Origin of the sequence: Bradyrhizobium zhanjiangense (assembly GCF_004114935.1) — a bacterium.
Lineage (GTDB): Bacteria > Pseudomonadota > Alphaproteobacteria > Rhizobiales > Xanthobacteraceae > Bradyrhizobium > Bradyrhizobium zhanjiangense.
On sequence record NZ_CP022221.1, the window covers coordinates 7,782,921 to 7,797,247 of the forward strand.

The window sequence follows — 14,327 nt, forward strand, 5'->3', positions numbered from 1 at the left end:
CGGAGTTGGGTCACGAGCGGAGATTTGGGCCCGTGCCGATGACGTCGGGATCACCTCTGACAGCCGACATCGAGCAAGTTTCGTGGGCGGTCGAGAAGAGCCAGAAGCTGACATCGACCACCGCGTCTGCAGCGGTCAAAAGGATCGCTGATGCGAAGTCCGGACCGCCCTCAACGGCACGTTGCGTGATGTCCGTTGTTGCTCGAACGTAGCGCATCCCAACGCAGCTAGCGCCGGCCTCCTTTGCAACGCGGAACTTCCCAAACCCTTGGGATATTCCTGTTATGCACAGCACTCCTCACATATACCTTCGTTTGTGTTGACAATCTCAAAAAAAGTTTGGGCGAGAGTCGCAAACCGAACCGACAGTCCCGTTTTCTCTTAGCACAAAGTCGTATGGGTCGGGGCTAACTCAAGGCTCATCCAAAATCTGATCGAACACAGAGCGTGAGCTCTCGTGACGCAAGCGAGCGTTGCGAGGAATGCTTTCGCTTGAGAAAGGGAATGTTGCGTGAGTGAAAGCGAAATGAAATTGACGCCGAACGGAACGAATGTTTTCGGGATGCCATGGTTGGATTTCTCGAAGGCCGCCTTGCCGGGCGTGGGGCGCGAGCTTGCCGAGCAAGGCCTCGCCCGCGCACGGGAAGGCTGCGAGAAGATCAAGGCCGCCTCGGAAGAGATGGCGGAGGCGCTGCGCGAGACCTATTCGAGCAATGCGAGATGCACGACCGACTACGGGCTCAAGGTGCTCGAAATCTCAAACGCCAATGCCGCTTCTGCGCTCGATTTCTTCGTCCATCTGTTCGGCAGCAAGTCAGCGACCGATGTCTATACCTTGTCGGCGGCGCAAGCGCGCAAGGCGTTCGACACCGCCTCCGACCAGAACAAGGAATTGTGGGCGCTTGCCCAGAAGCTCGCGACGGAAACGGGTGAGCCGATCAGGAAGCACTTCACCAGGGTTCTCCACCAAGGCGCCGGCTAAAAAAGCGCGCTCAATTTCACATCCAGATTCGTTTGAGGAGGGATCCGGCCGGTTGGAGCACGCCGAGCTGAGCGAGCACGCCCCCCACTGCCCCATGCTCGATCAACAAGTTGCGCGATGCCCCCCTAGTACCGCGCACCGACAAGAGGCGCATTCCAACCGGCCGGCGCTTTTCTGCAAACTACAACAAAGACAAAGCGCAAGGGAAGGGCAACATGGGAATGGTCATGGTCAAATGTCCGCAAACCGGACACGCGATTCCCACCGGTATCCAGACTGATCGCGAGAACTTTGGGCGCCGCGCGGTGTTTTTCTCGCGCACCCGTTGTCCAATCTGCCGCACCGATCACGCGTGGTTTGCGCGGGAAGCCTGGGTCGACGAGCCGGGCATCCGGATCGCGCCGTCATAGCGGCGGCTCCCGAAAGTACCCCAACTGTTGACCTTGTCTCGGTCCCGGCGGTCTTCAGACGCAAGCTGCATGACCGGCTCATGGATTTCGGCCGGGACAAGGTGCGAGACATTCATGAACCCGCTATCGGCGAGCGACGTGTTCTTTACGGTCGCCATCATGAGCGTCACTTTCCTGGCCGAGGTTGGGCTCTTTATTTTGATTGGAATGCTTTGAAAGGAGCGCGCGATCTGGGCAGCGCGCCGCCGATGCGAGGCCTAGGACTCCGCAAGCTTCAACAGCGGGGGAAATGCAGACATCACCCGAGGTCGCAGAAGGGGCATCTTCGACCAGAATCAGCGGGTCTTATCTGCTAGTTAATGTCCGCTTAGTGCCCGAAAGCAGCCTAGCTAGGTGAAAGCGACAAGCGTAGGTGCGCTGAGTTAGCCAGAGCCGTTGGCTTAAGGATTGATCGCCTAGCGCGGGCGGCCATGCAGCCGGCTTTACCGCGGGCGCTACTCGCCGCGCTAGCAGTGATCTTGCGCCGGGCCGGCGGCGCCTAAGCTTTCAAAGGTACTTTGGGCCTGCCCTCGCGACGCGGGTACGCGGGACCGCGCGCCTTTTGCGTATTTCGGGACCCCGTTTTCGGGCTTTGGTTCCTCGAAAAATGCAAATCGATCGCCCGTTCGCTATGGCGCAGCCCTTCACCCAGCCACCGTTCGCGGCCGCAAGTGCTAGGATTGCGTGTGTCCTTCTTGCTCAGGCAGCGAAGATGAAGCGTGTACCCGTGTAGGAGCGCAGGAGCTTGCTCGGCATCTCGGCCTTTGCCATTTCGTAGAACGGCTCACCAGTGCAGTGCAGTGGAACGACGTAGTCGATGTCGATACCCTTCAGCGCTGTGATCGTGTCGCGCACATAGTCCTCTTTATAGGGCGCGAGGTGGAAGCCGCCGATCACCGCATGAACCTTGCTGATGCCCGACGCCGCTTGCGCTTGTTTGATCGCGTTGACTACCCCGCGATGGCTGCAAGAGGTTAACACGATCAACCCGCGGCCTTTTAGATTGAATGCGGTGGCGATCTCGTGCCGGAACTGGTCCGGGATGACAGCCTTCGTCCGTTCGTCCTCGGGAAGCTTGTCGGCATAGCATCCAATGCCGCCGTCCACGCCGATCTTCATGGCGCTGGGGGACAGCAGCTTCTCAAAGCTCGTCTGGCCGATGTGACCCGTGGTGAAGCCGTGATCGGCGACGAGTGCCGGTCCTGCTGCATAGGTCACCGCAACATCGGCGCCTTCCAGCGCCTTGCGATCCAGGGCCCCGAAATCGCCGCGCACCGGCGGAGCCGTCCATTCGCGGGAGCAGAATGCCTCCTCGCCACCGACGTAAATCGGTAGCTTGGCTTTGAGCTTGCCGTTGTTTTCCTTTAGGAAGCCGGCGAGACCGCCAAAATGATCGTAGTGACCATGGCTCAAGACAAGGGCGTCGAGCGCGGCCGGATCGATGCCGACGAGATTGGCGTTGTTGACCAGCGCGTCCGGTGTGAAGCCGAAGTCGACCAGGACATGTCGTGTTTCGGTGCCGCGCCGCGACTCAACGTGCATCGACAGGCCGAACTCACTGATCAGTGTCTTACCCGGCGGCTTGCCACCGCCGATGCCCCAGCCGAAGTGTTCAATCTCAATATCGGAAACCTTCCGGCTTGGCGCGACAGCGAATTGATAGCTGTCGATCACGACGCGCACTGCCACACGGTCGATCTCCGGAACCTTACCGGCGATAGTTTCTGCGCGTACCGGCTTCCCACTACCGATCAGCGTCGCCACAATGGCGCTGAACAGGGCCGCACCGCCGCCGCATACCACATCGCGTCGATGAATTGCGTTGCATTGGCAAGTCAACATGGTGAAATCCTCCCCTTGCGTGGCCTTTCCTGCCACAAGGCATCACGCGGAAACGCGCTCCAGGGCGGAGGCGCTGGGGTGCCAAGCACGCCAGCGTCTGGCAGCCCGCACATTGAGGATCAAAGGCATCCTATCCCGGGCTGGACCCAGTAGCGAGTGTCATTCGGCACGGGCGAGACGGAGCCAAGTGTCGACGGCAAGAGTGCGCTCGTCTCATCTGATCTACGATCGGAGTGCTCAATCTAGCTCCGGGCCATAAACCACCCTTCAGGCAGCAAATCATGGATGCACTGGCGAGCAAGCCGGCTGTGGAAACATGGCCGATTGAGCGTTTGCGGCCCTATGAGCGCAATTCGCGTCGGCATTCGGCCGAGCAGATCGAGCAAATCGCCGCGTCAATCCGGCAATGGGGCTGGACCATGCCAATCCTCGCGGCCGATGACGGCATGGTTCTCGCCGGCCATGGGCGCCTTGCCGCCGGCAAGCTGCTGGGATTTAGCGAGGTCCCGGTCATCGTGGCGCGCGGATGGACCGATCAGCAAAAGCGCGCTTATGTCATCGCCGATAATCGGCTGACCGATGCGAGCGATTGGGACGACGAGATGCTGCGGCTCGAATTGGCCGACCTCGTCGAGGGCGGTTTCGAGATCTCACTGACCGGCATTACCGAGGACGAGCTATCGCGGCTGTCCGTCGGCGTCGGCGAGCTTGAGCAAATGCCGGAATTGCCGGACGGTGATCGGTCGCCATTCCGCGACATGACGTTCATTCTGTACGGCGATCAATTCGGGATCGTCGAGCGCGCGATAGCCAAGGCGACCAAGCCGCGCGATCCGGACAATCCCAATCGATCGCCGCAAGGCAATGCGCTCGCCGCGATCTGCGCCGAATATCTAGGACGCGTCTCATAAGTCGAGATTGATTGGTGCGGCTCGATGTCCGCTATGCCCCGATACCGACCAAAGACCGCAGCGCAGCGAAATGACGCCAAGAGCCGACAACTCGTCGGTGGCGGGTGGCATTGATGGAGTCAATTCCAGTCAACAAAATCTGAGACTTGGTACCCGCCGATTGCGGCCCGTCTCGACCCAAAGCGGCCCTTTGCCGCAATCGGGCACGCGCCGGACAAGTTGCGTATCGGCTTTCGGGGGCGCAGACTTAACAGCGTATGGTCGAGTTTGGGGATGGCGACCAGTCCACCAACCGGGGGAGGAACTCAAGAGGAGGCGGACTATGAAAGCGATCCTCGTGAGATTGGGGCTTGGCCTAGCTCTGTCCGCCGCGCCGCTCACAACGTGGACGCAAGCTGATGATGCGCCGCCCGCTTGGGCGTTTCCGGTAAACCCGCCGGATTTCAAAGTGCAGCCCGACGATGGGGCGCCGCGGCATGTTCCCGACAGCACTGCCGCGTTCACGCTCACGCAGGCACGAGATCTATTCTTCGCCCTCGATTGGCATCCTTCGGACCACCCGCCGCTGCCGGATATCGTCGCTCATGGCCGCAAGCCGGACGTAATGGCGTGCGGCGTGTGTCACCGGGCGGATGGGCCGGGCGGGCCGGAAAATAGCGGCATTGCCGGCCTTTCCGCACAGTACATCGTTCAGCAGATGGCCGACTTCAAAAGCGGCGCGCGGACGACCTCCGTCCCGCAACGAATCCCGCCGCAGCTGATGATCAAGACTGCAAGGGGCATTACCGATACGGAAATCGAACAGGCAGCGGCCTATTTCTCCGGGTTGAAGCCGCGGGCAGTGATCAAGGTGGTGGAGACCGCCACCGTACCGAAGACCCGTGTCGCCGGGTGGTTTCTCGCGGCCTTACCGGGCGGCGAGATGGAGCCGATCGCCGGTCGCATCATCGAGGTTCCGGAGGATCTGGAGCACTTCGAGATGCGCGACGCGCGATCGCACTTCATCGCCTACGTGCCGCCTGGGAGCGTCGAACAGGGCCGACAACTCGCTACCACCGGCGGCAACGGAAAGAGCGCGCCATGCACGATCTGCCATGGGCCCGAACTGAGCGGAGTGGGACCGATCCCCGGCCTCGCTGGACGCTCGCCGAGCTACCTCGTGCGGCAACTCTACGATTTTCAGCACGGCACGCGGGCCGGTCCATGGAGCCCGCTGATGGCGGCCAATGTGAGCAAGCTGACGCTCGACGACATGGTGGCGCTAGCCGCCTACGCGGCGTCCCTTCAGCCCTGAGTCGACGGGCCGATGCCGGATTACCTGCGCGAAGTCGCCAAGGCGAAAGCCGAGCTGGCCGTGATCGACCTAAAGGGTGGCTCACCGCCCACGCGAGCCGACCTGTGAACCGGGTACCAAGTGCGAGATTGTGACCACTAGGGGCCATGCAGTTCGAGAAGAGAGCTGACCGCGCGGCAGTGCCGCACTCTCGCGTCGATCGCTGCGCCTCTGCGCGATGAGCGCGGATTGCAGAGCTTGTCGCCGGTAGGGGGGCGCTGCTCTCGACGAGAGCCGGCAGTGCCCAATGGGTGGCGCGATGAGTCATCAAATGGGGCTTCGGCGAGCGGTGGCACGAGCCCCATATCAGTTTCGCGGACAGCGCTCGTTACTCGTTCACGCACAACTCGCCGCGAGCGTGCGAATCAAATCCGCCGCCTTGGCGACCAATGCCTGTGAGTAAAATGAGCCGGCCGGTGGAGTTGCCGAAACGATCGGTTCCCTTGACGATCTTATCCAGTTGGCTGAAGGCCTGGGACTCGGTATCGTACATGCCGGCAGTGGTGGTCGTGAACGTTCCCCCTTTTGCCGTGACTACCACCGTTCCCGCGTAAGATTGCAGTGTCTTGGGCAACGAAGGCAGTCCTGCTGTCTCGGCCATTCCGTGCGCAGTGAAAAACCACATTGCGCCGCTTAGAGCGGGCTCGTTGCTCATGACTGTTCCGACGGTGCAAAGGTCGATCTGACTTAAGCAACCTTCTTTGGTCATCTGTAGCGCAATTGTCGCCTCAAAGCTTCGGCACTGCGCGGGCTGTTGTGCGAAGGTGGCGCTCGTCGAAAGTGCAAGGATCAGTGCTGAAAGAAAGGTGGTTTTCATCATGCCCTCCCTCTCTACTGGATGTGCACTCTACGCTCGATGGAAGGGGCAAACTAGAGTGTGCAAGCGCACCCGAATACCGAGTTAACGCTGGGAGGTCGAAAGTCCCTTATGGGGGTCAATTGCCGACCTCTCGGCAGCTAGCGGCAAGGTCGGCTTAGGGCCCCGGAGCGGACGAAGGCCGGCAGCCGCCGCGCTGGAGCTGTTCGCCCCAGGCGCTGCCGACTACAAGCTCCAACATGTCCGATGATGCTCTGGTTTGAACGCTTGCGCTCATCTACGCGAGGCTGTTGCAAAGCGGGTCTCTTCCGTGGTCGTGGCGATTTCGACCGTGCGAGTCCGTCGCCTACGTTTCGTTTCGACTGGCTGAAGGGCGCACGAGCAGCTCAACGACGCGGCGCCCCATAAGTCGGCGGCGGCGCCTGCACCGTCGGCGCGGCGGCAGCGAAGAGTTCGTCCTTGCTGCCTGTGAGCGGTGGATAGATTCGCCTGCGGTTGATCGTCTCCTTGGTTACCTTCGCAGCCGCGCCGGTGGCGCGCACCTCGCGATCCCAGCCTTCGGTATAGAGCGCGCCCCAGGCACCGAGATCGAGTACGGTCACGTACCAGTCGATCCGCAGCGGCAACATCGGCAGGCCGGCGAGATCGGCCACCACGTTGTGGCCGGCGAAGCGACCCATGGGCCGCGCGAACTGACAGGACATCACGGTCGGATGCAGCCCGTCGATCACGCTCGAGGCAACGTCGCCGGCCGCGAACACGCCGCCGACATCCGCAACCCGCATGAAGGGATCGACCAGAATGCGTCCGAAGCGATCGCGCGCGTCCGGAAGGCTCGCCGTCAAGGGGCTTGCACGCATTCCGGCGCACCAGATCACCGTCTGCGCCGCAATGAACTCGCCCGAACTCAGGTGCATGCCGCCGGCCTCGACCGAGACGACGCGCACACCGAGCCGCATCTCGACATCGAGCGAGGCCAAGGCCGTCTCGATCACGGGACGCGCCTGCGCGCCGATGGTGGCGCCGACCGCCGGATTGGGATCGACCAGGATGATGCGGCGGCTGCCGCTGATGCCCGCACGCGTCAGCCTGGCCGGCATCTCGGCCGCGACCTCGATGCCGGTGAAGCCGGCGCCGACCACCACGACCGTCGCACGCCCCGGCGACGGGGCGCTGCGTCCGAGCGAGACGAGATGATCCTCGAGGCGAAGTGCCGCAGCATAGGTGTCGACGTCGAAGGCGTGCTCGGCAAGGCCTGGAATGTCGGGACGCATCACCTCGCTGCCGAGCGCCAGCACGAGGCGGTCATAGTGCAACGTCTCCTCGCCGCCGCTGGTGACCAGCGAGATTTCGCGATGTGCCGGATCGATGGCTTCAACCTCGCCGAGACCATGGCTGACGCCGATCGGATCGAGCAGTTGGGGCAGCGGTAGCGCAACCTCGCCGAGGTCGACCTCGTAATTTCGCACGCGGATGTTGTGATAGGGATTGCGGTCAATGAGGCGGATCTCGATGTCCTGCCCGCTCGCGCCGATCTCGTCGCGCTTGCGCGCAGCACCGATGGCCGCCCACAGGCCTGCAAACCCGGCGCCGAGCACGACGATGCGCGCCATGTCCGCCTACACTACCTTCCAAAGCAATCCCGCGGTCTGCCCGCGCAGGTAGATATAGCTCAACAGCCCGCATCCACCAACTACGGCAGCGCCGCACCGCTGCACAAAATCGCGACTTACGCCTCGCGCAGCTCCGACGGCGTCGCGCCAAAACGCTTGCGGAAGGCGCGATTGAAATAGGACAGATCGGCGAAGCCCGAGGCGTGCGCGATGTCGCTGATCTTGCGCGCCCTGGCGCGGGGATCGCCGAGCAGCTTGCGGGCCTGTAGCAGGCGCTGCTCCAACACGAATTCGGTGAAGGTCGTGCCGGCCTGCTCGAACAGGCGCTGCGCCTGCCGCGGGCTGAGGCCCGAGCGCGTCGCGATCTCGGACAGGCAGAGATCGTTACGGCCGAGCGCGGCCATCACGTCGGCGCGCATGAGATCGAGACGAGCCGCGGCATGCCCGCGTCCGCGCGCAAGTCCGGCATGCTCGGCGTCGGTCCCGAGCAGGAGGCCGACGAGATCGACCATGTGCTGCGCGGTTAGGCGCTGGCCGACGGCATCGAGATGCGGCGCCTGATTGGCGGCGAGCGCATGGTAGCGGAAGATGGTCTCGGCGACCGCGCCGTCGGAGAGCACCTGTGACAGCTTGTCCTCCGCGCGCGGATTGATGTCGAGCAGCGCGCGGCGCGGCATGCGGATGGTGGTGAAGCGCTCCTCGTCGGTGTGGCCGACGGTGCCGGTGATGCTCATGTCGACGAGCACCATCTGCGCCGGCGCGAGCTCGACGGTGTGGCCGTTCTGCCCGACGCGGACGAGGCCCGCATGTGCTGCAATCAGCACAAGATCGTCGCTGCCGTCGGCAAGGTGGCTCTGCGTGCGTGAATATTGTGCGGAAGCGCCTTCGGGAATGGCGAGCGCAATGTTGTCGACGACGCTGACCTGGATCCGGCAGTCGATGCTCTCGCCCTGGCTCGGGCCGATATCGAGGCCGCAGGACCCGAAGGCCCGCTCGCGCCAATGCTCGAACGCCGCACCCTGCGGCAGGCCTGCATATTGGTGAACGAAGATGCCTGGCGTTCTCGCTGCATCCATCTGATTTCTAGCCCCTCTCCGGCACCATGATCGGCGGCGCCGACTGCAAATTCCGGGGATTTGACGCCGCCAAGTGCAGGCAGGTTCAAATCGCGGTCGGAATCGGCGGGACTTGTCGGAATGCGACGGCGGGGTGGACCGTGACGACAATTTTTGCTCGTAGCCCGCATGGAGCAGAGCGGAATGCGGGACGGTGGACCCGGATTGCGCTGCGCTCCATCCGGGCTACGACACCTACTTCTTCGCTGGCGCCGGCGGCTGCGTGGGCGGCACGGTCTCGATCAGCTTGCCGGAAAACACCGGCGCCGAAGTCGGCTGGCCATTGGGCGAACCGCCGGCCTGCTCGACGGTGACGGCGTAGGTCGCGCCGTTGACGACGTCGGAATCATAGGAAGCGAGCAGCGGGCGCGCGGTGAAATCGCTCGCACCGATTACGCCGAGCGAACGCGGCCGCGGCAGCTTGTCGGAGATCAGCCAGAGCTCGAAGCTCTTGCCGGGCTCCGGGGTCGCGCCGACCTTCCGTACCGTGAAATTGCGCGTCGCACCGTCGACGGTGAGGATGAAGGCGGGGCCGCCACCCTGGCCCTGCAGCAGAGCAACATATTGCGCCGAGGCGGTGAGCGGCGCGGCCGGTGTCTTCACTTCCACCGTCTGGATGCGTGGCGCAGGACGCAAGGCGCCCGGCAGCGCATCGGGCAGGAGGATCTGAAGCGACAGCGTCACGAGCAGCGCGGCCGCAAGCGCGCCGACGGCGGATGCGATGTTGCGCCAGCGCTTCGCGCGCCCTTCGAGACGGATCACGTTGTCATCGTCGACGACCGGCGCCTGCGGCGCACGGACGACGTTGAGATCGGGGGCATGGACCTGCGGGATGAACTGCGGCGCGATGTCCGGGATGGCGTCGGGCTCGGGACGCGACGGCTCCGGCTGCTCCGCTTCGGGTTGCTGCGGCTCAGGGGACTGCACGCCCTCCGTCGCGGATTCCGGTGGCGCAGTCTCCGGCGAGGGCAATTCCGGTATGGGCGGAGGTGGCAGCGGCGAAGCCTCAGCAAGCGCAGGTGGCTCCTGCGCAAGGGCCGTGCGCGCGATCTCGGACCTGATGTTCTCCCACACGATCGGACGCGGCTCGACCGAGCCGACCATCTGGTTGAGGACGCCGAGCCGATGGGCCCAGGCCTGCACGATTTCGGCGAACGCCTCGTCCACCGCCATCATGGTCTCGACCTGCGCGCGCTCGTCGGCGTCGAGCGTACCGAGCGCATATTCCGCGGCGAGCGCGATATGGTCCTCCGTGTAGGCCATCACTGTCCTTCACCCCTCCCCAACGGGGAGAGGTGGAATGTCGTCGTTGCCGCGCTTGTTCCTGCCACTCTCATCATCTTCTAAAGTCCGAGGCACTCGCGGATATCCAGCATGCTGCGCCTTAGCCACGTCTTCACCGTGTTGACGGGCGCGGCGAATTTCTCCGCCAATTGCTCGCGGCTCCAGCCGTTGTAATAGGCGAGAAGCACGAGCCGCTGGCGGTCCGGCTCGAGCCGGCCGATACATTCCAGGAGCCGCTTCAACTCCTCGGTCATCTCCCTCCGCGCCAGCGGATCAGGACTGTCGGCCGCCACCTCCATCGCTTGAGGCTCTTCCTCGATTGAGACTTCGGACTTCTTGCGCACGATGTCGATCGCGCGGTTGCGCGCGATCGACGCCATCCACGTGATCGGCGAGGACATGGCCGGATTGAACTGGCCGGCGTTGTTCCAGATCTTGACGTAGGTCTCTTGAATGACCTCCTCTGCGAGATCCTGCCGGCGCAAGATACGGAGCACGACGCCATAAAGTTTCGCGCGCGTGGCGACGTAGAGCCGCTCGAACGCGGCCTGATCGCCCTTCGCCACCGCCTCAATCAGCCCAACCAGCTCTGCTGGCGTCAGCATTCAGCCCCCCGACACGCGGCCCCGTTGCTCCTCTCCCTCTCCCCGCCTGCGGGGAGAGGGCCGGGGTCAGGGGGAGTCTCCACGAAGGAGGTAACAGACGGACTCGCGGAGAGTCCCCCTCACCCGGATCGCATCTGGCGATGCGATCCGACCTCTCCCCGCAAGCGGGGCGAGGTGAGCCGAGCCAGCGGACCGGCCCTATACCTAAAATCATCCTTACCATAGCGCGCGACAAAGCCGACCACCAAGGGGCGCAGCGCCACACTGTGGACAGCACATACGAAAACCCGGACCTTGCGGGTCCGGGTTTTGCAGATTTCTCGGCGATCTGGCGGCTGGCGCCGTTAGGCGACGGCGCCGATGCGGGCGCGCATCAGGCCGATGCTGTCGAGGTCGGCTTGCTCGCGGGCGTTCTCTTCGGCGCGTTCGCGGGCCTGGTCCCGCTCGTCCAGCAGCTCGACCTTCTTCAGCTCCTCGAAGGCCTCGGCTAGCGCAGCCTTGGCTTCGTCGAGCTGGCCCTTGAGCTCGTCGGCCGAGCGGGTCAGGTTCTCGCGGCGCTGGATCGCGGCCTTGGCATAGGTCGGGTAGGCGAAGTGCGAGGGATCGTTGATCCCGGCGCGCTCCTGCTCGGTCTGGATCTCGCGCTCGAGATCGACCGACATCCGCTGGAAGTCGGCGATCATGGTCTCGATCTGGGTGACCCGGCGGCGCTTCTCGTCGACCTGAAACTTCTTCAGGCGGATGAGGGTATCACGTGACTTCATCGACTCGTACTCCCCAGAAGTCCCCTCGCTGCACGTGGGACGGCACCGGTCTGCCCACAGGCCCGATTGCGGCCAAGACCGGCTCTGCTACTCTGTGGGATCGGATGATGAACCGACAAAGTTAGCGTTCCGTTTCCAAATCACCGAGGATTTGCGCCAACTGGCGATAGCCGTCCGCGAGTGGTGCATTTTCGTCCTTGCGCTGGCGCAGGAAGGCCTCGAGCGGCTCGTGCAGGCGGATCGCCTCGTCGACCTCGGGGCTGGAGCCGGCCCGGTAGGCGCCGAGCCGGATCAATTCCTCCATGTCGGCATAGGTCGCCATCACCTGCCGTGCCCGCTGGATGGTTGGCCAGAATTGCGGATCGGCCGATTTCGGCATGGTGCGGGAGACGGATTTGAGGATGTTGATGGCGGGGTAGCGGCCGCGCTCGGCGATCGAGCGCTGCATCACGATATGACCGTCGAGGATGCCACGGACGGCATCCGCAATCGGCTCGTTATGGTCATCGCCGTCGACCAGCACGGTGAAGATCGCGGTGATGGCGCCCTCCCCCAGGCCCGGTCCGGCGCGCTCCAAAAGCTTCGGCAGTTCGGTGAACACCGTCGGCGTGTAGCCCTTGGCGGTCGGCGGCTCGCCGGCGGACAGGCCGATCTCGCGCTGGGCCATGGCAAAGCGCGTCACCGAGTCCATCAGGCACAGCACGTCCTTGTCCTCGTCGCGAAAATACTCGGCGACCGCGAGCGTCAGATACGCGGCCTGACGGCGCATCAGCGCCGGCTCGTCCGAGGTCGCGACCACCACGACGGACCGCGCCAGGCCCTCCTCGCCGAGGTCGTCCTGCAAGAATTCCTGCACCTCGCGGCCGCGTTCGCCAATCAGCCCGATGACGCTGACCGCCGCATCGACGTTGCGCGCCAGCATCGACAGCAGCACCGACTTGCCGACACCGGAGCCCGCAAAGATACCCATGCGCTGGCCGCGGCAGCAGGTGAGAAAGGTGTTCATCGCGCGCACGCCGAGATCGAGCGGGGCGCCGACGCGCTTGCGCGAATGCGCGGGCGGCGGCGTATTGCGGAACGGCATCGGCGAGGCACCTTGCGGCAACGGCCCCTTGCCGTCGATCGGCTCGCCCAGCGCATTGACGACACGGCCGAGCCAGGCCGCTGACGGTCGCACTTGATTGGCAGCATTGGCGATGACCGCCTTGCAGCCGCGGCGCACGCCATCGAGACCGGCGAACGGCATCACGACGGCATTGTTGCCGGAGAAGCCGATCACCTCGCAGGGGATGGAGCGGTTGGCGCCGGTCTCGATCACCAGCCGCGCGCCGACCGACATGGCGTGAATGGGACCGGCCACCTCGACCATCAGGCCGCGCACGCCGATCACGCGGCCGTAAATATTAATGCCGTCGATGTCGCCGATCTGTTCGGCCAAAGCCTTCATCGGTGGGCCTTCATAAGGTGCGCACCTTCGTCATCCGGGACTTCACGGTGAAACTCTTAAGTTTCGCCATATTTCTGAACGGCGCTTAACTTCGTGTTTACCCGCATCATTAATCATTGCGTCACTGTCTTTGAGACTGAGCGTGACTTCCCTTCAGAAGAAGGCTGAGTCGCGGGAGTCGGTTAGGCCCGTCTCTTAAAGTGGAGCTTGAACGGAATCGGGTGACGAAAGCTGCTTCGTGCGCAAGACCTTAGGGCGATTCGACAAAAATTGCACCGGGGGGACTTGCGTTCCAGAATCAGAGTTTGTTAACCATCTGTTGTCAGGATCCGAATCAGTTGTTCAAAGGCGTTTTGTTGAGTGCCGCGAATGCGGCCGACCTGACGCCCAGGAGCGGCGACTATGGGGAACTGGCATGCGCGTTTTGCTGATTGAAGATGACAGCGCCGTCGCGCAGTCGATCGAGCTGATGTTGAAGTCGGAAAGCTTCAACGTCTACACGACCGATTTGGGGGAAGAAGGCGTCGATCTCGGTAAACTATACGATTACGACATTATTCTCCTCGACCTCAACCTGCCCGACATGTCCGGCTACGACGTGCTCAAGCAGCTCCGGGTCTCCAAGATCAAGACACCTATCCTGATCCTCTCCGGCCTCGCCGGCATCGAGGACAAGGTCAAGGGTCTCGGCGTCGGCGCCGACGACTACATGACCAAGCCCTTCCACAAGGACGAGCTGGTGGCCCGCATCCACGCGATCGTGCGCCGCTCCAAGGGCCATGCCCAGTCGGTCATCCAGACCGGCGACCTCGTCGTCAACCTCGACACCAAGACGGTGGAAGTCGGCGGCCAGCGCGTGCATCTGACCGGCAAGGAATATCAGATGCTGGAGCTCCTCAGCTTGCGCAAAGGCACGACCCTCACCAAGGAAATGTTCCTCAACCATCTCTATGGCGGCATGGACGAGCCGGAGCTGAAGATCATCGACGTCTTCATCTGCAAGCTCCGCAAGAAGCTCGCCAACGCTTCCGAGGGACGCAACTTCATCGAGACCGTGTGGGGCCGCGGCTACGTGCTGCGCGAGCCGCATGAGGCCGACGAGCGCATCCCCGCCTGATCCTGGGTTTACGTCGCGAGCCCCTCGGGGCTCGCTCCTCCCAGCCTG

Annotated in this window: 13 protein-coding genes; 5 read left to right on the forward strand and 8 right to left on the reverse strand. The window is 63.3% G+C overall.

What is annotated here, in order from left to right; translation table 11 throughout:
* The first annotated feature begins 571 nt into the window (after positions 1-571).
* Positions 572-982: a phasin family protein gene (locus XH85_RS37180; protein WP_128935893.1), complete on the forward strand. Its 411-nt coding sequence runs from the start codon at positions 572-574 to the stop codon at positions 980-982.
* A gap of 110 nt (positions 983-1,092) precedes the next feature.
* Entirely contained in the window at positions 1,093-1,392 is a 300-nt protein-coding gene (locus XH85_RS37185) for a hypothetical protein (protein WP_420837858.1), read from the forward strand.
* 738 nt (positions 1,393-2,130) lie between these two features.
* On the opposite strand, the gene XH85_RS37190 is transcribed toward XH85_RS37185, so the two are convergent.
* Positions 2,131-3,273 carry an MBL fold metallo-hydrolase gene (locus XH85_RS37190; RefSeq protein ID WP_128935894.1) on the reverse strand — a complete coding sequence of 381 codons (1,143 nt, stop codon included), beginning with the start codon at positions 3,271-3,273 and terminating at the stop codon, positions 2,131-2,133.
* A gap of 281 nt (positions 3,274-3,554) precedes the next feature.
* Between XH85_RS37190 and XH85_RS37195 the strand changes: the two genes are divergently transcribed.
* A complete protein-coding gene (locus tag XH85_RS37195) occupies positions 3,555-4,184 on the forward strand; it encodes a ParB/Srx family N-terminal domain-containing protein (protein ID WP_128935895.1) in 630 nt (209 codons plus the stop codon).
* A 322-nt stretch (positions 4,185-4,506) separates the two neighbouring features.
* Positions 4,507-5,478: a c-type cytochrome gene (locus tag XH85_RS37200; RefSeq protein ID WP_245473851.1), complete on the forward strand. Its 972-nt coding sequence runs from the start codon at positions 4,507-4,509 to the stop codon at positions 5,476-5,478.
* A 367-nt stretch (positions 5,479-5,845) separates the two neighbouring features.
* Here the strand turns inward: XH85_RS37200 and XH85_RS37205 are convergent, their stop codons facing one another.
* From XH85_RS37205 to fliI, 7 genes are all read right to left on the reverse strand, one after another.
* Positions 5,846-6,337, reverse strand: coding sequence for a hypothetical protein (locus XH85_RS37205; RefSeq protein WP_128935896.1), 492 nt, complete (start codon positions 6,335-6,337; stop codon positions 5,846-5,848).
* Positions 6,338-6,720: 383 nt separating this feature from the next.
* Positions 6,721-7,947, reverse strand: coding sequence for an NAD(P)/FAD-dependent oxidoreductase (locus tag XH85_RS37210; RefSeq protein WP_128935897.1), 1,227 nt, complete (start codon positions 7,945-7,947; stop codon positions 6,721-6,723).
* Between the two features lie 116 nt (positions 7,948-8,063).
* On the reverse strand, positions 8,064-9,023 hold the full coding sequence (locus tag XH85_RS37215) for a helix-turn-helix transcriptional regulator (RefSeq protein WP_128935898.1): 960 nt from the start codon (positions 9,021-9,023) through the stop codon (positions 8,064-8,066).
* A 234-nt stretch (positions 9,024-9,257) separates the two neighbouring features.
* Entirely contained in the window at positions 9,258-10,325 is a 1,068-nt protein-coding gene (locus tag XH85_RS37220; RefSeq protein WP_128935899.1) for an anti-sigma factor domain-containing protein, read from the reverse strand.
* 80 nt (positions 10,326-10,405) lie between these two features.
* Positions 10,406-10,951 (reverse strand): sigma-70 family RNA polymerase sigma factor, encoded by a 546-nt coding sequence (locus XH85_RS37225; RefSeq protein WP_128935900.1) that lies wholly within the window; start codon positions 10,949-10,951, stop codon positions 10,406-10,408.
* Positions 10,952-11,295: 344 nt separating this feature from the next.
* Positions 11,296-11,715, reverse strand: coding sequence for a flagellar export protein FliJ (fliJ, locus tag XH85_RS37230; RefSeq protein ID WP_011084990.1), 420 nt, complete (start codon positions 11,713-11,715; stop codon positions 11,296-11,298).
* Between the two features lie 121 nt (positions 11,716-11,836).
* Positions 11,837-13,162, reverse strand: a complete 1,326-nt coding sequence (gene fliI, locus XH85_RS37235) for a flagellar protein export ATPase FliI (protein ID WP_128935901.1) — start codon at positions 13,160-13,162, stop codon at positions 11,837-11,839.
* 415 nt (positions 13,163-13,577) lie between these two features.
* Between fliI and ctrA the strand changes: the two genes are divergently transcribed.
* Positions 13,578-14,279, forward strand: coding sequence for a response regulator transcription factor CtrA (ctrA, locus tag XH85_RS37240; protein WP_016848562.1), 702 nt, complete (start codon positions 13,578-13,580; stop codon positions 14,277-14,279).
* Positions 14,280-14,327 lie beyond the last annotated feature (48 nt).

Coding starts and splice junctions, on each gene's coding strand:
- fliI (WP_128935901.1), bottom strand. CDS start 13,162: ATGAAGGCTTTGGCCGAACAGATCGGCGACATCGACGGCATTAATATT.
- fliJ (WP_011084990.1), bottom strand. CDS start 11,715: ATGAAGTCACGTGATACCCTCATCCGCCTGAAGAAGTTTCAGGTCGAC.
- XH85_RS37195 (WP_128935895.1), top strand. CDS start 3,555: ATGGATGCACTGGCGAGCAAGCCGGCTGTGGAAACATGGCCGATTGAG.
- XH85_RS37205 (WP_128935896.1), bottom strand. CDS start 6,337: ATGATGAAAACCACCTTTCTTTCAGCACTGATCCTTGCACTTTCGACG.
- XH85_RS37190 (WP_128935894.1), bottom strand. CDS start 3,273: ATGTTGACTTGCCAATGCAACGCAATTCATCGACGCGATGTGGTATGC.
- XH85_RS37225 (WP_128935900.1), bottom strand. CDS start 10,951: ATGCTGACGCCAGCAGAGCTGGTTGGGCTGATTGAGGCGGTGGCGAAG.
- ctrA (WP_016848562.1), top strand. CDS start 13,578: ATGCGCGTTTTGCTGATTGAAGATGACAGCGCCGTCGCGCAGTCGATC.
- XH85_RS37215 (WP_128935898.1), bottom strand. CDS start 9,023: ATGGATGCAGCGAGAACGCCAGGCATCTTCGTTCACCAATATGCAGGC.
- XH85_RS37200 (WP_245473851.1), top strand. CDS start 4,507: ATGAAAGCGATCCTCGTGAGATTGGGGCTTGGCCTAGCTCTGTCCGCC.
- XH85_RS37220 (WP_128935899.1), bottom strand. CDS start 10,325: ATGGCCTACACGGAGGACCATATCGCGCTCGCCGCGGAATATGCGCTC.
- XH85_RS37210 (WP_128935897.1), bottom strand. CDS start 7,947: ATGGCGCGCATCGTCGTGCTCGGCGCCGGGTTTGCAGGCCTGTGGGCG.